Genomic DNA, 18572 nt, shown 5'->3' with positions numbered 1-18572 from the left:
CGGGTGTCGAGGATCTGTCGGTGGGGCCGCGTACATTGCGCTCGTGAGTACCCACGTCCCGGTCGCGGCCAGGCCCGATGCTGCGGTCACCGCACGTCGGTGGGTGCTGCACATCGATATGGACGCCTTCTTCGCCTCGGCCGAACAGCTCACCCGGCCGACCCTGCGCGGTAGGCCGGTCCTGGTGGGCGGGGTGGGTCAGCGCGGGGTGGTGGCAGGCGCGAGCTATGAGGCGCGGGTGTTCGGTGCGCGGTCGGCCATGCCCATGCACCAGGCGCGGCGGCTGGTCGGTGTCTCGGCGGTGGTCGTGCCGCCGCGCGGGGCCGTGTACTCGGTGCTGAGCGGACGGGTGTTCGACGCGCTGCGCAGCCGGGTGCCGGTGCTCGAGACGTTGTCGTTCGACGAGGCGTTCGCCGAGCCTGCCGAGCTCGCCGGGGCGAGCGTCGCCGAGGTCGAGGAGTACTGCGCGATGCTGCGCGCGCTGGTCCGTGCGCGGACAGGTCTCACCGCCTCCATCGGGGCGGGCACCGGGAAACAGCTGGCCAAGATCGGCTCCGGACTGGCGAAACCCGATGGGATGCGGGTGATTTCGCCATCCGAACAGGGCGCGCTGCTGGCCGGGTTGCCGGTGCGCAAACTGTGGGGCATCGGTCCGGTCGCCGAATCGCGCTTACGCGGCCTCGGTATCGAGACCGTCGGCGCGTTCGCGGCGTTGCCGGAAGTCGAGGCCGCCTCGATCCTCGGCGGCAGTGTCGGTGCCGCGCTGCACCGGCTGGCGCGCGGAATCGACGACCGGCCGGTCAGTGAGCGGGCGGAGGCCAAGCAGATCAGCGCCGAGAACACCTACGAACGCGACATCGTCACCCTCGCCGACCTGCGCACCGCGATCACCGCCATGGCCGCCTCGGCGCACCGCCGACTCGAACGCGACGGTCGCGCCGCCCGCACCGTGGTCCTCAAACTCAAGAAGTCCGACATGAGCATCGTGACCCGCTCGTTCACGCTGCCGTATGCCACCACCGAACTGGGCACGCTGGCCGCGGCCGCGCAACGCTCGGCCATCGACCCCGCCGAACTCGGGCCGATCCGGCTGGTCGGGGTCGGTTACGGCGGGCTCACCATGGTTCGCCAGGAATCGCTGTTCCCCGAACTCGACCAGGCGCTGCCCGCCGATATCGACACCGACTCCGTCGAGGCGCCCGAGCCGGTGGCCGAACCAGCGGAACTGCCGGTGGGGCAATGGCTTCCGGGTATGGACGTGCGGCATCCGGAGTTCGGGCACGGGTGGGTGCAGGGTGCGGGCTACGGCGTGGTGACAGTGCGTTTCGAGACCAGTTCGACAGGCCCCGGCCCGGCGCGTACCTTTCCTGCCGACGAATCGGGACTGTCGCCCGCCGACCCGCTCGCCAGCCTCGACTGAGCGGCCACGCCCGGCAACCCCGCCCCTCGAACCGAAGGACGAGCAGTTGACCCACCGCAGGATCGGCCGTGTCGCGATCGCAGGTTTGGCCGTGATCACCGCACTCGGGCTGAGCGCGTGCACCGAAGACAAGCCCGCCGCCAAGACCACCACCAGTGCCAAGGCGACCACGACGACCGCCACCGACGACGCGCTGCCACCGGTGCCGTCGGTGGAGGAGCTCAACGCTCAGCTCAACACCGCGCTGGACCCCTCGGTGCCCAACGAGCAGAAGCTGGACTTCGTGCAGGGTGGCGAGGCCGATCCCGAGCTGCCGAACCGCCTGGCCGTCGCCGCCCGCGACGCCGGTGTCCAGGTGCAGGTCACCGAGGTGACCTCTTTCGGTGACAGCGTGAACGCCAAGGCGAACTTCACGGTGAACGGGCAGACGAATGTGGTGGACGTGCCCTTCGTCGCCGACGCCGGTAAGTGGAAGGTGCAGAAGGCGTGGGCCTGCACCATGCTGACGAATCTGGGTCAGCAGTCGGCCGCGTGCGTCTGACATTCCGCTGCGCCGACGGCTCCACGACGGGGCGGCTGGGGCGCCGGCGGGGGCGCGGTTAGGATCAGGCCCCGTGGTTGAGACGATCGTGCGGCAGGGGCATCCGCCCAAGGGTGCTTCGGAGCCGGTGCGACCGGGTTCGCCCGGCTGGGCGCGGGTCGTGGCGATCGTCGCCGGGCTGATCGCGGTGCTCAGCGCCGCAGCCATCCCCTTCCTTCCGGTCCGCGTCGACGCCGCGAGCGTGTCCTGGCCGCAGCAGGGCTTGCCCGCGTCGGTCGAGGCGCCGCTCGTGGCCTACGCCCCGGCCGCGCTGACGGCGACGGTGCCGTGCGCGGCATTGAGTTCGGTCGCGGCGACCGGTGGGGTGGTCGTGTCCACCGTGCCGCGGCAATCGGCCGACATGGAGAAATACGGCTTCGTCGTCAAGGTCGTCGCCGATACCCCCGAGCGCCCCGGCCGGGTCGACGTGGTGTCGCGCTCGACGCTGGTGTGGACGGCGCCGCTGGCCGAGGTGCTCGACCGGACGTGCGCGCTCACCGTCACCCTGTCGCCGACCGGATCGACGGTCACCACAACAGGACTCGGCGAGGGCGCCACCCTCGCCGGTGATCTCCGCCCGCAGGTGGTCGGAGTGTTCAGCGAGCTCACCGGCGCCGCACCCGCTGACCTCGCGGTGCGCGTCGATGTCGATTCGCGCTACATCACCTCACCCACCTGGCCCAAGCTCGCGGTGATCGCGCTGTGCGTGCTCGCGACGCTGGTCGCCCTGTTCGCGCTGCACCGGCTCGACGCCGCCGACGGCCGGTCGGCGCGCCGGTTCCTGCCGCAGCGCTGGTGGCGGCTGCGCCCGGTCGACTGGCTGGTGTTCGCGGTGCTCGGCGTCTGGCACTTCATCGGCGCCAACACCTCCGACGACGGCTACATCCTCGGGATGGCAAGGGGCGCACGCAGTTCGGGCAACATGTCGAACTACTACCGCTGGTTCAGCGTCGACGAGGGCCCGTTCTACACCCCCTACACCGACATCATCGGCTGGCTCACCCACATCTCCACCGTCAGCCCGCTCGTCCGCCTGCCCGCGCTGCTCGCCGGTGTGCTCACCTGGTGGCTGATCAGCCGTGAAGTGCTGCCGCGCCTGGGTATCGCGTTGCGGCACAGCAAGCTCGTCACCTGGACCGCGGCGCTGGTGTTCCTCGCGTTCTGGCTGCCCTACAACAACGGCTTGCGCGCGGAATTCGTTGTCGCCCTCGGTGTTCTGGTCACCTGGGTATCCGTGGAGCGGGCCATCGCCACGCGACGGTTGCTGCCCTACGCGGTGGCGGTGATCGTGGCCGCGTTCACCCTCACCGGTGCGCCGTCGGGGCTGATCTGCCTCGGCGCGCTGGTGGCCGGTGCGCGCACCATGACGGCGGTGATCGTGCGCCGGGCCAAAACGGTCGGCTACCTGTCGCAGCTGCTGCCGATCCTCGCGGCGGGCGTTGTCGTGCTCACCGTCGTCTTCGCCGACCGCACCCTGGCCGGTGTGCGCGAGATGTTCGCGGTACACGAGAAGATCGGGCCGGGGGAGTCCTGGTTCTTCGAGTTCCTGCGCTACCAGTTCCTGTTGCAGATCAACGCCGACGGCTGGCTCACCCGCCGCTTCGGGGTGTTCGTCATGCTGCTCGGCCTCGTCGTGTGCGCGGCGACCATGCTGCGGCGCGGCGGTCACATCCCCGGCACCGCCGTCGGCCCCACCCGGCGCCTGCTCGGCATCACCCTCGCCGCCATGGTGCTGATGATGTTCTCGCCGACCAAGTGGACGCACCAGTTCGGTGTGTTCGCCGGCCTCGCCACCTGCGTCGCCGCCGTCACCGCGGTCGCCGTGAGCCCGAACGTGCTGCGGCCCTTGCGCAACCGGGCGCTGTTCGCCGCCGCGGTGTTCTTCGCGCTCGCGGTGACCTTCGTCGGCGCCAACGGCTACTGGTACGTGTCGGCGTGGGGTGTGCCGTGGTGGGACAAGCCGCCGTCGGTCGCCGGATTCGGCGTGTCCACGGTGTTCGCCGGGCTCACCGGGCTCGCGCTGCTGATCGCCGCCTGGTTCCATATCCATCCGAATCCGTCGGCCAAGCCGACGCGGCTGAGCGGTGTGCCCGTGCTCGCGGTAGCCGCCGCGATGATGGTGCTGTTCGAGGTGGCGTCCTTCGCGAAGGCCGCCGTCGCCCAGTACCCGGCGTACTCGGTGGCGAGCTCGAACCTGAACGCGGCGTTCGGCGGTGGCTGCGGGATGGCCGACGAGGTGCTCGTCGAAACCGACGCCAACGCCTCGATGCTCGCCCCGCTCGCCGGTGACATGACCACGACCATGACGGGCGAATCGACCGGTTTCCGCCCCGACGGCGTTGCGCCCGTGCTCACCTCCGACGAGGTGGAATCCACCACCGGCCAAGCGAATTCGGTCTCCGACGACCCCGACGAGCTGCGCGACGCGACCACGTCGGCTGGTTCGGAATCACGCCAGGGTTCGCTGCAGCTCCCGTTCGGCCTCGACCCGGCCACCACCCCGGTACTCGGCAGCTACCGGGCGGGCACGCAGGAACCCGCCGCCCTGACCACCGGCTGGTTCCGCCTGCCGGAGGGCCCGCGCGGCCCGCTGCTCGCGGTGTCGGTGGCCGGCCGGATCCGTTCGGTCGACGCCGACGGCATCGTGCACCCCGGCCAGGACCTGACGGTCGAATACGGCACCGCCGCCCCCGACGGCACGGTGCAGGTCACCGGTCAGGTCATGCCGATCGACATCGGCCCCGCGCCCATCTGGCGCAACCTGCGCGTCCCGCTCGACCAGCTCCCCGCCGACGCCACGGCGGTCCGCCTGGTCGCCGCCGACAAGGATCTCGGCCCCGACCAGTGGCTCGCCGTGACCCCGCCGCGCATGCCGCAGACGACCACGCTGAACGCCTTGCTCGGCCGCGACACCCCCGTGCTGCTGGATTGGGCTGTGGGCCTGCACTTCCCGTGCCAGAACCACCTGCCCACCCACAACGGCGTCGCCACCCACCCCGAATACCGCATCCTCCCCGACCGCAACGGCGCCACCATCACGAACCTCTGGCAGGGCCACGACGGCGGCGGCCCACTCGGCTGGACCCAGCTCCTCTTCACCGCCCGCACCCTCCCCACGTACCTGAACAACGACTGGGACAAGGACTGGGGCTCCCTCGAGCAATACCTTCCCCGAGACACCACAGCCACCCCCGCCGAGGTCTCGGTGAACCCCCGCACCGAGTGGGGCACCTGGACTCCCGGCCCGGTCATCACCGCCTGGTAACCCTGGACACTTGATCACCACGCTCAGGTGGCTGGATTTCACCCCGAAATCCAGCCACTAGGGCGTGGTGATTGCTTGTCCTGTCGGCTGAGGCCTGTGTGCTGCCTGGGCAGTTGATCCCCACGCTGTAGTGGATCGATCCGGATCGGGGCCGCTCATTAGGGCGTGGTGATTGCTTGTGCTGTCGGCTGAGGCCCGTGTGCGGCTTGGACGGTTGATCCCCACGCTGTAGTGGGTTGATTCGGATCGAGGCCGGCCATCAGGGCATGGTGATTGCTTGTCCAGTCGGCTGAGTCCCGTGTGCCGCCTGGACAGTTGCTCACCACGCTGTGGTGGATGGATTCGGGGCTGGAGCCCGCCATCACGGCGTGGTGATCGGTTGTCCAGCGGCAGCGGTGGCCTCGATGTGCGTGGTTGCCGCCGACGTCGAGGGCAACTGTGCGAACCTGCGTGACTGGGCGGGGTTACGTCTGCGCGATGTCAGGTGGTGGTGATGCGGTGGGCGAGGGTGGGGAGGTCGGGGGCGGTGAGGCCGGGGTAGCCGTGGAGGATGTCGCGCCAGCGGGTGGGGACGGCGGAGGCGCCCCAGCGGGCGCCGAGGAGGCCGCCTGCGATGGCGGCGGTGGTGTCGGTGTCGTTGCCCGCGCGGACGCATGCCTCGAGGGCGAGGGCGAGATGGGTCGGCGACGAGCTGTCGGTGGTGGTGATGGCCCACCAGGCGGTCTGCAGGGCGTGGACGACCCAGCCGTTGTTGGGGAAGTCGGTGGGGGTGCCGTGTTCGGCCTCGTCGAGGCGGGCGGTCCAGTATTCGGAATACCCTGAGCCGCGGACGTATTCGCGCACGCCGTCGAAGTTCGCGTGCAGGACGGCGTGCCGGATGGCGTATGTCCAGATCTTGCAGGCTTCGATCGCCTGCTCGTCGTAATGGGTGAGCATGCCGACGCGCCCGGCCGCCGCCACGCATTCGGCCGCGTCGTCGAGGTAGGCGAGCGCCACCGGCGCCGTGCGCATCAGCGACCCGTTCCCGCCCGTCCGCCCGGTGAGCGACATCGCCGCCGCCTGCATGTCCAGCGCCGAGCTCGGCTTCATCGACAGCACCGCCCTGGTCTGATTGCCGATATCCGGCGGATCGGTGTCATACCAGCGAACGAACCCCTCGGCCACCGCGTCCAGGTCGATCCCGGGCCCCTGCGACGCGGCCTGAGCGACCACCAACGCCATCGACGTGTCGTCGGTCCACTCACCCGGCGCCCAGTTGAACGGCCCACCGCCGATCATGTCGATCACCACATCGGCCCCGGGCTTGGTGAACTCGTACCCCGCCCCCAGCGCGTCCCCCGCAGCCGTCCCCACCAGCACTCCGGCCACCCGATCCGCAAAGCCCGAATCCCGCACAGCATCCACCCCTTTCATCACAACCAGTCGACCCGACCGTACCGCCACACTCCGCTCGGTCGGCTCTGATAATCCAACACCGCTGCCGCTGCCGCTGCCGCTGCCGCTGCCGCTGCCGCTGCTGCCGCTGCCGCTGCCGCTGCCGCTGCCGCTGCCGCTGCCGCCGCTGCCGCTGCCGCTGCCGCCGCTGCCGCTGCCGCCGCAGCCGACATCGGGCTGAAATCGCGCCACAAAAGTGTGGTGGTCAGGCATCCAGGCTTTCGGCGGGCTGGGGAGTGGGGTGGCGGTTGCGGTGGGCTCGGCGGAGGGCGTCGGTGGTGAAGACGGCCAGCGCGGTCCAGATGAGGGCGAAGCCGATCCAGCGGGAGGGCGGCATCGGTTCGTGCATCACCGCGACGCCCCAGGCCATCTGGAGGGCGGGGGTTAGGTACTGGAGGATGCCCATGGTCGACAGGGGCACCCGCTGGGCGGCGACGGCGAACAGCAGCAGCGGGATCAGGGTGACCGGCCCGGTGGCCATCATCAGCCCGAAATGGGCGGGGCTGGAGGTGAACTCGCTGCGCCCGGTGGCCAGCAAGACGATCACGAACGCCAGTGCGAACGGGGCGGCGACCATCCCCTCGGCGGCGATCCCGCGCAGCGCGTCGAGCCGGATCACCTTCTTCACCAGGCCATAGGTGGCGAACGAACACGCGAGCACCAGGGCGATCACCGGTGGTCGGCCGTAGTCGACGGTGAGCACGACCACCGCCAGCGCACCGAGCGAGAGCGCGGCCCACTGCGCCCGGGAGAGCCGTTCCCGGAAGAACACCACCCCGAACGCCACCGTCACCAGCGGATTGATGAAGTACCCGAGCGCGCACTCCACCACGTTCCCGGAGATCACCCCGAACACGTAGACGCCCCAGTTGATCGAGATCGCCGCCGACGCGACCGCCGCCAGCCGCCAGGTCCGCGCGTCGATTGCCCGCATCTCCCGCAGTCGCCCGCTGAGCAGCAACACCAGCACCACCACGACCAAGGTCCAGATGATCCGCTGCGCCACCACCTCCACGGCCGACGCGAACGCGAGCAGCCCGAAGAACGCCGGAAACAGACCCCAGATCAGATAAGCCCCCGTCCCGAAGACGACACCGGGCGGGGACGTTCTTGGCTGCATTCATCCCATGTTACGACTGACGTAGCCTGTCGGGCATGTCCATATCCGTGCGGGAGCCCGCCACCGGGCTCAGCGCAACAGAGGTCGAACAGCGGCGCCGTGACGGTCAGACCAACGACGTGCCCGCGCGGGCGAGCCGGTCGGTCGGCGAGATCGTTCGCGCGAACGTGTTCACCCGCATCAACGCCATCCTCGGTGTGCTCTTCCTGCTCGTGCTGTCGACCGGTTCGATCATCGACGGCATGTTCGGGCTGCTCATCGTGGCCAACAGCGCGATCGGCATCATCCAGGAGGTGCGCGCCAAACGCACCCTCGACCAGCTGGCCATCGTCGGCCAGGCCATGCCGACCGTGCGTCGCGACGGTATCGCGAAGGAGATCGCCCCGGGTGAGGTGGTGCTCGACGATCTGATCGAGCTCGGCCCCGGCGATCAGATCGTGGTCGACGGTGAGGTGACCGAGGCCGCCGCCCTCGAGGTGGACGAGTCGCTGCTCACCGGCGAGGCCGATCCGATCGACAAGGGGGTCGGTGCCCCCGTGATGTCGGGCAGTTTCGTGGTGTCGGGCTCGGGCGCCTACCGCGCGACGAAGGTCGGCAAGGACGCCTACGCCGCCAAGCTGGCCGAAGAGGCCAGCAAGTTCACCCTGGTGCACTCGGAACTGCGCTCGGGTATCGACAAGATCCTGAAATTCATCACCTACCTGCTGATTCCGGCCGGCCTGCTCAGCATCTACAACCAGCTCGTCTCCAGCGGCGAGTCGTGGCGCCCGGCGGTGACCGGCATGGTCGCGGCCCTGGTGCCGATGGTTCCCGAGGGCCTGGTGCTGATGACCTCCATCGCCTTCGCGGTCGGTGTGGTCCGGCTCGGCAAACGCAACTGCCTGGTGCAGGAACTGCCAGCCATCGAGGGCCTGGCCCGCGTCGACGTGGTGTGCGCGGACAAGACCGGCACGCTCACCGAGAACGGGATGCGCCTGGCCCGCGTCGAACCACTCGGTTCCTTCGACGAGGCGAGCGTGCGTCAGGTACTCGCCGCGCTGGCGGCGGACGATCCACGTCCCAATGCCAGTGTGCAGGCCATCGGCGAGGCGCTGCCCGACCGCCCGGACTGGACCGGGACGGCCGTCGCCCCGTTCTCCTCGGCCAAGAAGTGGAGCGGCATTTCCTATGGCGCCCATGGTGATTGGCTCCTCGGCGCACCCGACGTGCTGCTCGACCCCACCTCCGGGACCGCCGCGCACGCCGAGCAGGTCGGTTCGCAGGGCCTGCGGGTGCTGTTGCTCGCGCGTGGTGACCGCCCGGTCGATGCCCCCGATGCGCCGGGCCGGGTGGAGCCCGCCGCCCTCGTCGTGCTCGAACAGAAGGTGCGTCCCGACGCCAAGGACACCCTCGAATACTTCGCGAGCCAGCATGTCTGCATCAAGGTGATCTCCGGCGACAACGCCGTCTCGGTCGGCGCGGTCGCCGCCTCGCTCGACCTGCCCGGTGGATCCGATCCCGTCGACGCGCGCACCCTGCCCGAGGACCGTGACGAACTCGCCGACGTACTCGACGGGAAATCCACCTTCGGCCGCGTGCGCCCCGACCAGAAACGGGCCATGGTCGGCGCCCTGCAGTCGCGCGGCCACACCGTCGCCATGACCGGTGACGGTGTCAACGACGTGCTCGCCCTCAAGGACGCCGACATCGGCGTCGCCATGGGCGCGGGCAGCCCGGCCACCCGCGCGGTGGCCCAGATCGTGTTGCTGGACAACAAGTTCGCGACCCTGCCGTACGTGGTGGGGGAGGGCCGGCGCGTCATCGGCAATATCGAGCGGGTATCGAATCTGTTCCTCACCAAGACCGTGTACTCGGTGCTGCTGGCGTTCCTGGTGGGCCTGGCGGGTGTGGGTTCGCAGATCTTCGGCTACGACCCCATCGGTTATCCGTTCCTGCCGCGCCACGTGACCATCGCGGCCTGGTTCACCATCGGCATTCCGGCGTTCGTGCTGTCGCTCGCGCCCAACAACGAGCGGGCCCGCACCGGGTTCGTCGGCCGGGTGATGCGGCTGGCGGTGCCCTCGGGTGTGGTGATCGGCGTCGCGACGTTCGTGGCCTACCTGATCGCGTACGCGGGCCCCGAGGCCTCGGAGACGCAGCGGGTGCAGGCCGGGACCACCGCGCTGATCACGCTCATCATGATCGCGGTGTGGGTGCTCGCGCTGGTCGCGCGCCCGTACGTGTGGTGGAAGGTGGTGCTGATCGCGGTGTCGGTGCTGGCCTATGTCGCGCTGTTCACGATTCCGTTCACCCGCGAGTTCTTCAAGCTCGACCCGTCGAATCCGAGGCTCACCCTGGCCGCGGTGGTGTGCGGTGTGATCGGCATCGTGCTGGTGGAACTGGCCTGGTGGGTGCAGGCGCGACTGGCAGGCAACGCGGGCAAGCTCGTCCCGCCGGTCGGCGCGCAGGGAGCCTGACCGGGGCCGGGCTCGCCTCGAGAACCCTTGTGCCGGGCGAAGTTTCGGTGTTGGAGTACCTTTGCCGGTTATGGAGGTATTGCTGCACCAGATCGACGCTTTCGCCGACGCGCCGTTCTCGGGCAACCCGGCCGCGGTCATGCCGTTGCCCACCTGGCTGCCGGACGCATTGCTGCAACAGCTCGCCGAGGAGAACAACCTCGCCGAGACGGCGTTCTATACCTCCCAATTACCCCCGGAGGCCGGCGGTCCGCCCGGTGAGTGGCCCGCGTTCCACCTGCGCTGGTTCACCCCGGCGGTCGAGGTGGACATGTGCGGGCACGCGACTCTCGCCTCGGCCGCTCAGATCATCTCCGACATCCACCCCGAACACGACCGCGTCAGCTTCTACACCCGTTCCGGCTGGTTGCACGTCGACCGCACCGACGACGACGAATACGTCCTGAACCTGCCCGCCCTCGCCTCGGTCCAGGTCGACCCCGATCCCGCCCTGGTCGCCGCGCTCGGCGTCACCCCGGTGCGCGCCTACACGGGCCAGGACGAGATCGTCGTCGTCGCCGATGAAGACGAAGTGCGTTCGGCCACACCTGATTTCGGTGCCTTCCCGCAGCTCTCACGCGGCGCGGTCCTCACCGCTCCCGGTCGCTCGAGCGACTTCGTCTCCCGCTTCTTCGGCCCCGGCGTCGGCGTTCCGGAAGACCCGGTCACCGGCTCGGCCCACGCACAGCTGGTTCCCCTGTGGGCCCGCGAACTCGGGCGCTCCACCCTCACCGCCCGCCAGCTGTCCCGCCGCGGCGGCACCTTGCGCGGCGAACTGGCCGACAACCGGGTCCTGCTCCTGGGGCGGTGCAGACGGTATCTCGACGGAGTCGTCACCCTGCCGGACTGAGGCCGAGCACAAGCTACCGGCCCGTCGGCGATCGCGGGCCTGTCGGGAGGGGCGACTCTGCGCCGGTCTGGTCGGTGACGTGCTGAGCGGGCACACTGCGTGCGCCCTACTCGGCGGGAACGGGACCGTCGTCGGGGGTAGGGGTGATCGTCCCGGTGTTCTCCGGCAGCAGCGGGCTCACCGCGAAGCGCCCGGCGACGGCGTCGGCCGGAAGTGCTTGCACCGCACGTACTCCCGGTGCGGCGGCGAGATCGCGGAGTTGGGGCAGAGTCCCACGGACGACGATCCCGGCCGTGCACGCGCAACCGCCGCGCAGCCGGGAAGCACTCACGCGCACCACCTCGGCGCTACGGCCGTCCCGCACTTGCTGCGATTCGAGCAGTCCAGCCGCCGCTTCGCCCGAACGTACGGCGGGTTCGTCGCCCGCGGGCGTAGCGACGGTGACGACCGGGGTCTGCACCCGATCGATCGGCACGTGCTGGATCACCCCGGAGATCCGCAACCCGTCGGCAATACCCGGAAGCTGTTGCGGCGTCTGGTATTCCGTGAACGACACCAGCGCCCAGCGCGGATCGGCATCGGTGCCGTCGAGGGAGGCTCGAGCGTCGGCGAGGTAGTCGTCGACCTGCTCGCCCTGCGCGGGACCCAGGCGATCGGTCGCCACGTGACCCGCCGCGTGCGGACGGGTGAACGCCACGAGCAGCAGCACCACGGCCAGCGCCGCCGCCGCACCGAGCACCACCTTCGACCGTCCCGACAGACCGGTCGAATCGTCCACGCCCGCCACTTCTTCGGGCGGGACAGTCGGCGCGACGAGATCCCCGCGGTCGTCCGGCGCCGTCGTCGACGCCGGTTCGGACGACCGCGGGTCGTCAGGCATTGCGTAATACGTCCAGGGCGCCCGCCAGGTCGGCGGGATACTCGCTGGTGATCTCGAGCCAGCGCCCGTCGGCCGGGTGATGGAAACCCAGCTGACGCGCGTGCAGCCACTGCCGTTCCAGCCCGAGCCGCTTGGCCAGCGTCGGATCGGCGCCGTAGGTGAGGTCGCCGGCGCAGGGGTGACGGATCGCGGAGAAATGCACGCGGATCTGATGGGTGCGCCCGGTCTCGAGGTGTACGTCGAGCAGGCTCGCCGCCTGGAACGCCTCGATGGTGTCGTAGTGGGTGATGCTCGGCCTGCCGTCGCCGGTGACGGCGAACTTCCAGTCGTTGCCGCGCGCACGCCCGATCGGCGCGTCGATGGTGCCGCTGCTCGGATCGGGGTGTCCCTGCACGAGAGCATGGTATTGCTTGTCGACCGTGCGTTCCTTGAAGGCGCGCTTGAGCATCGTGTAGGCGTGTTCGGATTGAGCAACGACCATCACGCCGGAGGTGCCCACATCGAGGCGGTGCACGATGCCCTGCCGTTCGTGCGCGCCGGAGGTCGAGATGCGGTACCCCATCGCGGCCAGTCCGCCGACCACGGTCGGGCCCGTCCAGCCGACACCCGAGTGCGCGGCGACGCCGATCGGCTTGTCCACCGCGACGATGTCGTCGTCGGCGTAGAGGATCTTCATCCCCTCCACCGGGGCCGCTTCCACGGTCAGTTCACGTTTGGGTTCGGGGAAGATCACTTCCAGCCAGGCGCCGGCGGTGAGCCGGTCGGACTTGCCCGCGGCGATACCGTCGAGCTGCACCGACCCTTCCTCGGCGAGCGCGGCGACCGCCGTGCGCGAGAGGCCGAGCAGCCGGGACAAGCCCGCGTCCACTCGCATCCCGTCGAGCCCGTCGGGTACGGGCATGGTTCGTGTTTCTCTCACGCGGTCTCCTCCGTGTGTTTGCGACCGCTGCGGGTGCCGTCCGGTTCGAAACCGAAGATCGTCAGCGCGACGAGCAGAATCGCCCCGCACACGATGGCCGAGTCGGCCACGTTGAACACCGGCCACCAGCCGATCGCGACGAAGTCGACGACATGGCCCTGCAGCGGGCCGGGGGAGCGGAAGATCCGGTCCACCAGGTTGCCCATCGCCCCGCCGAGCACCATGCCCAGGCCGATCGCCCACCACAGCGACCGCAAGGTGCGCCCGATGCGGATGACGCCGACCACCACGGCGGCCGCGATCAAGGTGAGCAGCCAGGTCATGCCGGTCGCCATCGAGAACGCCGCGCCCGGATTGCGCACGAGGTCCAGGCGCGCGAAGTCGCCGATGATCGGCACCGGGTCGTCGGGATCGATGTAGGCGACCGCGAGGCACTTGGTCAGCAGGTCGAGTCCGAACAGCACGGCGGCGATGATCAGCAGCGTTGTCAACCGGCGGCGACCTGGGGTTTCGGTCTCGGTCACCGCGATGGTTTCCGGTGCGTCGGCGGCGTCGCCGGTCGCGGGGACTGCGGCGTTGTCGGTTGACCGGTCTTCACTCACGTGTCCATCATTCCTTAGTCGTTCGCGGACCCGCGTCGCGGACCGGCCGGAGTCCCAGCAGTTCCTCAGGAAGCGGTCGTACCCTGATCGCTGTGACGGTGTTGTCTAGTTCTCGCTTACCCCGCATCGCGCGCCCCGGGGTGTTTCTGGTGGCGCTCGTGCTCGGGTTCGCGACCTTCGGTGCCGGGTGCGCCGATCGGTCGCCGTCGACCGCCGATGCCGAGGGCCTCGAGCCGCTCGGCATCGGCAAGGAAGTGACCGTGCCGATCACCGCCGCGGTCGCCACCGTCGTCTCCCCGGGCGACGAGCCCCGCAGCAGGCTGCGTCCCCTCTACAGCGTCGGCGCCACCCAGGAGGTGACGTTGCGCACCGACTACCGCATCCAGCAGCAGGTCAACGATCAACCGGTGCGCGACTTCTCGCCCGCCGCGCTCACCATCCCGATGACCGCGCGCGCCGATGTCGACGGCGTGGATCTGACGGTCGGCACCGTCACCACCCCCGACCCGGCGCTGAACAAGGCGTTCACCAACGCCGACGGTTCCCAGGCCGGGCTCGCGATGAGCGACCTCGGTGCCATCACCGAACTGCGGATGGCGCCCTCACCCGAGACGCCCAATTCGGCGCGGGCCGCGCTCGAGCAGGCGTTCTACCAGGCGGTGTACCAGTCCGTTGCGTTCCCCGACGAGCCCGTCGGAGTCGGCGCGGTGTGGACCGTGCATCAGCAGATCACCGGCGGCGTCACCCTCGATCAGGTCACCACCGCGACCCTGGTGAGCCGCGACGGCGACCGGCTCACCATCGACCTGCAGGTGAACCAGACCCCCACCGGAAACGTGTGGACGCTGCCCAACAACGCGGGCGCCTTGGACATCCAGAACTACGTGATGCAGGGCGCGGGCACGATCACCGTCGATCTCGGTCTGCCGCTGCCCGTTTCGGGTGCCATCGAGGTGGGCGGTCAGCAGACCTATCACGATCCGCGCAGCGTCAGCACGCTCGTGCAGACCCAATCGACCCGCATATCCTGGACCGAATGATGCGGTCGGCCCTGGCCCGCGCGGGCGCGGTCGCTTCGGCCTGCGCCGCGCTGGCAGCGTGCTCGTCGACGTCCGACGACTGCGGTGCGTCCTGTGCGACGACCTGGCCCTCGCCCGCCGCGGTGGCTCCCGGATCCGGACCCGTCGTGCGCGATCAGGCACAGCTGACCGCGGGCCTGCTCGCGGCCACCGACCTGCCCGGCGACTTCACGGCGGTCCCACCGCGCCGCGCGGGCGACGACACCGCGGTGCCCGCCGACGCGCCGACCGACCCCGCCGACTGCGGCAGGCTGCTCACACCGATCGCCCAGCAGTGGCCCGGCTCTGCCGCCGCCGCCTCGGTCCAATTCGCCGGACCGAGCTTCGCCACCATCGACATCGACGCCGCGAGCTACCCCGACACCGCCCTCGCCGCCGCGTTCGACTCGCTGCAATCCAGACCACGCCGCTGCACCGGCTACACCGGTGACGACGCGGGCGTGCGCATCGACTACCGGACCGCCCCGCTGGATCAGCCGCCGGTCGGCGACGCGGGTTCGGCGTTCACCCTGACCGCCACGAGCGAGGGCCTGACCCTGACTTCGGCCACCTCACTCGTTCAGGTGGGCAACACTCTGGTCCAGGTGGTCGTGACCGCTCCCGAAGAGGTCGATCCCGGCGTACTGGCCGACCTCACGGCGGCTCAGGTGCGCAAGCTGCGCGGCTGAGCGTCGACCGCCGGTCGGGCCTCCAGGCGCGTCCGAAAGCCGGTCGGCGTCGCACGTGTGACCGGAGCAGTGGTCAGCCGCACAGGTATAACCGGCGGCCGGAGCGGGCCGCACGAGCTACTGGTGCGGCCGGAGCGGGCCGCACGAGCTACTGGTGCGGCCGGAGCGGGCCGGCACGAGCTACTGGCGCGGCCGGAGCGGCGGCAGCAGGTGTGACAGGTGCGGCCAAAGTGGGCCCGCTCGTCAGCCGAGCAGGCCGAGCTTTCCGCCGAGATGTGCGATGTAGCCGGTCACCTCGGCCGCGTCCCGGTCCGGCAGTCCGAAGACAACCTCCGTGACACCGAGATCGGCCCACCGGGCGAGCTGTTCGGCGTTGTGCTTGCCCGCCAGCGCGATCACGCGCGGGCTGCCCTCGCGCTCGGCTTCCTTCCAGACACGCTGCAGCAGTTCGATTTTCGCGCCGAGGTCGTCTTCGGTGGGAGTGGTGATCCAGCCGTCGGCGTTGGCGGCGAGCCACGTGAAGGTCTTCTCCGTGCCACCCGCGCCGAGCAGCACCGGAACTCCCGCGCGCACCGGCTTCGGCCACGACCAGCTCGGCCCGAACTTCACGAAGTCGCCGTCGAACTCGGCCTCCTCGTTCGACCACAGCGTCCGCATGGCGTCGAGATTTTCGCGCAGCACCGTGCGGCGCTTGTTGGCGGGCACGCCGTGGTGGGCCAGCTCGTCGGTGTTCCAGCCGAAGCCGACACCGAGCTCCACCCGGCCGCCGCTGAGGTGATCGAGCGAGGCGATGGATTTGGCCAGGGTGATCGGGTGGTGCTCGGCGGGCAGCGCCACCGCCGTCGACAGCGTGATCCGGCTGGTGACCGCGGCGGCGGTGGCCAGGGCGACCCACGGGTCGAGGGTGCGCAGATAGCGGTCGTCGGGGAGCGAGGAGTCGCCGGTCTGCGGATGCGCCGCGGCCCGGACCACCGGGATATGGGTGTGCTCGGGCACGTAGAAGGCGTCGAATCCCGCCTGCTCGGCGGCCGAGGCCGCGTCGGCGGGCGTAATGCCCCGGTCACTGGTGAACAACACGATCCCGTACCGCACGCCCCGGCCCTCCTGGATAGTCAAAACTGAAACAAGTTCTACCAGGGTTCCGGTGTGGGCGACAGAGGAATAGGCTCGACGGCATCCGAGCAACACCGTCGACCCGGAGGTTTCCGATGTCCGATGTGTCACCCATTCCCGCTGGTTATCCGGCAATCTGTCCCGGTATCGCCTGTGCGGGAGCCGCGGAAGCGCTCGCCTTCTACATTTCCGTCCTCGGCGCCACCGAACGCATGCGCATGCCAGGTCCCGACGGCACGATCGTGCACAGCGAACTGCTGATCGGCGATTCCGTCCTGATGGTCGGCGACCCTGTTCCCGACATCGGCTTCGTCGACCCGAAGTCCATCGGCGGCTCGCCGGTGAACCTGATGGTCTACGTCCCCGACGCCGACGCCGTCTTCGCCGCCGCCCTCGAAGCGGGCGCCTCGCAGATCACCCCGATGGCCGACCAGTTCTACGGTGACCGCACCGGCTCCTTCGAGGACCCGTGGGGTCACCGCTGGACCGTGGCCACCCACATCGAGGACGTGTCGCCGGAGGAAATGGACCGGCGCATGGCCGAAATGATGAACGCGAGCTGAGCGTACCCGCCGGGCTCCGGTCAGGAGCCCGGCGCCACCACTACCTGGAAACGATCGAATCCCCTTCGACCCGAACCGGTTTCGTAGGCAACGGGTTGCGCGCGGGCCCGCCACGCACAGCCCCGTCCAGCTCGAACCGGCTGCCGTGACACGGGCACACGATCACCCCGTCCTTCACCGACGTCACCTTGCACCCCGCATGCGTGCAGGTCGCCGAAAGCCCGACGAATGCCCCCGCCGTCGGCTGCGTGATCACGGTGTCGCCGACGATCACCCCACCCCCAACCGGCACGTCCCCCGTCTTGGCCAACGCCGTCCCCGGCGTGGCAGGCTTCCCCGTCGACCCCGACCCACCCCCGCCCCCACAAGCAGGCACCACCGCCACCGCGGCCAGCGCCCCGGCCCCCACCACCACACTCCGTCGCCCCACCACAACATCACCGCTCATCGCCGCCTCCTCGAACACCGAGCGGCCGATTCCGCTCTTCCCTCAGACAACGGCACGAATGCCCTCCCGGTTCGAACGACACTCGGGCCATGCTTGGTCGAGGCGGGCGTCCTCGGTCAGCTCACGGTCGGGCGCCGCAATCGCGCCTTCGAGGCACCCGAGGTGTTCGAGGTCTTCGGTGCGCTCGAGCGGTGCCTGGCGAATCCCGAGGGGTCGACCCGTTCGCCGTATCGCCCGGTGCCGCGCACCTGAGTCCGCGCCCCGCTACTGGAGGCGGAACTCGACCATGGCGATGGCGTCGTCGAGGGCTGTCGACAGGTGGGTGAGGCGGGTGTGGGGGTCGGGGGCGGTGAGGGCGGATTGGCGGTCGGTGAGGGAGATGGGGAGGGCGGCGGCGAGGGTGTAGGAGCGGGTGGTGGGGTCGGTGGGGAGCTGGTCGAGGGTGGCCGACGGCGGTGGGTGGCGGATGCCGCTGCGCAGGGCGAGGCGGGTGGTGAGGTCGTGGAGGCGGCTGGCGCGCTCGCGCAGGTCCTCCAGCAGGGCGGTGTCGTCGGCGCCGGGTTCGTCCGGCCAGACCGAGGTCTCGGCGCGGGGGTACGGGTCGTCGGGGAGCCATTGCTGAACCCGCAGGCGTTCGGTGCCCAGGCAGCGCAGCCGGAACCGGTCGCCGGGCAGTTCGGTCACATCGGTGATCTGGGCGAGCACACCCACGTCGGTGCGCACGTCGCCACCGCCGACCTCACTGCCACGTTCGATCAGCACCACGCCGAACTCCGGTTCGCGACTGCCGTCGAGGCAGTCGCGAACCAGCGCCACATACCGTGGCTCGAAGATCTGCAGGGACAACGGCTCACCGGGCAGCAGCACGGTACCCAGGGGGAACATCGGAATCTCCACGGTCACAGCATGCCCGTTTCGATCACGTTGTCCGTGTTCGGACTCGCCGGGGAGCCCAGAGCCCTGGTCCCGGGCATTCATGCCTTGGCGATCGCCTCGAAGACGGCGGGGTCGACGAGGGTGGAGGTGTCGCCGAGTTCGCGTCCTTCGGCGATGTCGCGTAGGAGGCGGCGCATGATTTTGCCGCTGCGGGTTTTGGGGAGTTCGGGGACGATGTGGATTTCGCGGGGTTTGGCGAT

17 protein-coding genes are annotated in these 18572 nt (G+C 69.9%); 9 read left to right on the top strand and 8 right to left on the bottom strand.

The window, feature by feature from the left end; genetic code table 11:
- The first annotated feature begins 118 nt into the window (after window positions 1–118).
- From ACSVDM_RS17160 to ACSVDM_RS17150, 3 genes are all read left to right on the top strand, one after another.
- Window positions 119–1420: a DNA polymerase IV gene (locus tag ACSVDM_RS17160; RefSeq protein WP_439266369.1), complete on the top strand. Its 1302-nt coding sequence runs from the start codon at window positions 119–121 to the stop codon at window positions 1418–1420.
- Window positions 1421–1466: 46 nt separating this feature from the next.
- Window positions 1467–1961, top strand: coding sequence for a hypothetical protein (locus ACSVDM_RS17155; protein WP_067642857.1), 495 nt, complete (start codon window positions 1467–1469; stop codon window positions 1959–1961).
- Between the two features lie 73 nt (window positions 1962–2034).
- Window positions 2035–5265, top strand: a complete 3231-nt coding sequence (locus ACSVDM_RS17150) for an arabinosyltransferase domain-containing protein (protein ID WP_439266142.1) — start codon at window positions 2035–2037, stop codon at window positions 5263–5265.
- A 480-nt stretch (window positions 5266–5745) separates the two neighbouring features.
- Here the strand turns inward: ACSVDM_RS17150 and ACSVDM_RS17145 are convergent, their stop codons facing one another.
- On the bottom strand, window positions 5746–6678 hold the full coding sequence (locus ACSVDM_RS17145; protein WP_439266367.1) for an ADP-ribosylglycohydrolase family protein: 933 nt from the start codon (window positions 6676–6678) through the stop codon (window positions 5746–5748).
- A gap of 226 nt (window positions 6679–6904) precedes the next feature.
- Window positions 6905–7819, bottom strand: a complete 915-nt coding sequence (gene rarD / locus ACSVDM_RS17140) for an EamA family transporter RarD (RefSeq protein WP_439266140.1) — start codon at window positions 7817–7819, stop codon at window positions 6905–6907.
- A gap of 35 nt (window positions 7820–7854) precedes the next feature.
- Here rarD and ACSVDM_RS17135 point away from each other — a divergent pair, with 35 nt between their 5' ends.
- Together ACSVDM_RS17135 and ACSVDM_RS17130 are read left to right on the top strand one after the other, a co-directional pair.
- On the top strand, window positions 7855–10275 hold the full coding sequence (locus tag ACSVDM_RS17135) for a cation-translocating P-type ATPase (protein WP_439266138.1): 2421 nt from the start codon (window positions 7855–7857) through the stop codon (window positions 10273–10275).
- A gap of 70 nt (window positions 10276–10345) precedes the next feature.
- The gene (locus ACSVDM_RS17130; protein ID WP_439266136.1) at window positions 10346–11164 is read left to right on the top strand and encodes a PhzF family phenazine biosynthesis protein; all 819 of its coding nucleotides are present in this window, start codon (window positions 10346–10348) and stop codon (window positions 11162–11164) included.
- A 106-nt stretch (window positions 11165–11270) separates the two neighbouring features.
- Here ACSVDM_RS17130 and ACSVDM_RS17125 read toward each other — a convergent pair whose 3' ends face one another.
- From ACSVDM_RS17125 to lspA, 3 genes are read right to left on the bottom strand one after another with little or no spacing between them, the layout of a single operon-like run.
- The gene (locus tag ACSVDM_RS17125; protein WP_439266135.1) at window positions 11271–12044 is read right to left on the bottom strand and encodes a hypothetical protein; all 774 of its coding nucleotides are present in this window, start codon (window positions 12042–12044) and stop codon (window positions 11271–11273) included.
- Window positions 12037–12963, bottom strand: a complete 927-nt coding sequence (locus tag ACSVDM_RS17120; protein WP_357152229.1) for an RluA family pseudouridine synthase — start codon at window positions 12961–12963, stop codon at window positions 12037–12039. The genes ACSVDM_RS17125 and ACSVDM_RS17120 overlap by 8 nt, the downstream gene beginning before the upstream one ends.
- Window positions 12960–13565: a signal peptidase II gene (gene lspA, locus ACSVDM_RS17115; protein WP_084457467.1), complete on the bottom strand. Its 606-nt coding sequence runs from the start codon at window positions 13563–13565 to the stop codon at window positions 12960–12962. Before lspA ends, ACSVDM_RS17120 begins: the two co-directional genes overlap by 4 nt.
- 92 nt (window positions 13566–13657) lie before the next feature.
- Between lspA and ACSVDM_RS17110 the strand changes: the two genes are divergently transcribed.
- Together ACSVDM_RS17110 and ACSVDM_RS17105 are read left to right on the top strand one after the other, a co-directional pair.
- Complete coding sequence (locus ACSVDM_RS17110) at window positions 13658–14605, top strand: hypothetical protein (RefSeq protein ID WP_439266133.1); 948 nt, start codon at window positions 13658–13660, stop codon at window positions 14603–14605.
- On the top strand, window positions 14602–15312 hold the full coding sequence (locus ACSVDM_RS17105) for a hypothetical protein (protein ID WP_439266132.1): 711 nt from the start codon (window positions 14602–14604) through the stop codon (window positions 15310–15312). The genes ACSVDM_RS17110 and ACSVDM_RS17105 overlap by 4 nt, the downstream gene beginning before the upstream one ends.
- A 243-nt stretch (window positions 15313–15555) precedes the next feature.
- Here ACSVDM_RS17105 and ACSVDM_RS17100 read toward each other — a convergent pair whose 3' ends face one another.
- Complete coding sequence (locus ACSVDM_RS17100) at window positions 15556–16404, bottom strand: TIGR03619 family F420-dependent LLM class oxidoreductase (RefSeq protein ID WP_439266130.1); 849 nt, start codon at window positions 16402–16404, stop codon at window positions 15556–15558.
- Window positions 16405–16520: 116 nt separating this feature from the next.
- Between ACSVDM_RS17100 and ACSVDM_RS17095 the strand changes: the two genes are divergently transcribed.
- Window positions 16521–16988 (top strand): VOC family protein, encoded by a 468-nt coding sequence (locus ACSVDM_RS17095; RefSeq protein ID WP_439266129.1) that lies wholly within the window; start codon window positions 16521–16523, stop codon window positions 16986–16988.
- Window positions 16989–17028: 40 nt separating this feature from the next.
- Here the strand turns inward: ACSVDM_RS17095 and ACSVDM_RS17090 are convergent, their stop codons facing one another.
- Complete coding sequence (locus ACSVDM_RS17090) at window positions 17029–17436, bottom strand: ubiquinol-cytochrome c reductase iron-sulfur subunit (protein ID WP_439266128.1); 408 nt, start codon at window positions 17434–17436, stop codon at window positions 17029–17031.
- A gap of 93 nt (window positions 17437–17529) precedes the next feature.
- Here ACSVDM_RS17090 and ACSVDM_RS17085 point away from each other — a divergent pair, with 93 nt between their 5' ends.
- Window positions 17530–17688 carry a hypothetical protein gene (locus tag ACSVDM_RS17085; RefSeq protein WP_439266126.1) on the top strand — a complete coding sequence of 53 codons (159 nt, stop codon included), beginning with the start codon at window positions 17530–17532 and terminating at the stop codon, window positions 17686–17688.
- A 12-nt stretch (window positions 17689–17700) separates the two neighbouring features.
- Here the strand turns inward: ACSVDM_RS17085 and ACSVDM_RS17080 are convergent, their stop codons facing one another.
- A complete protein-coding gene (locus ACSVDM_RS17080; protein ID WP_439266365.1) occupies window positions 17701–18321 on the bottom strand; it encodes an LON peptidase substrate-binding domain-containing protein in 621 nt (206 codons plus the stop codon).
- Window positions 18322–18572: the final 251 nt, after the last annotated feature.

It is taken from the genome of Nocardia sp. JW2 (assembly GCF_051843015.1).
Classification (GTDB): domain Bacteria; phylum Actinomycetota; class Actinomycetes; order Mycobacteriales; family Mycobacteriaceae; genus Nocardia; species Nocardia coubleae.
The sequence above is the reverse complement of the archived record's forward strand: the minus strand, read 5'-3'. Positions and strand labels throughout refer to the sequence as shown.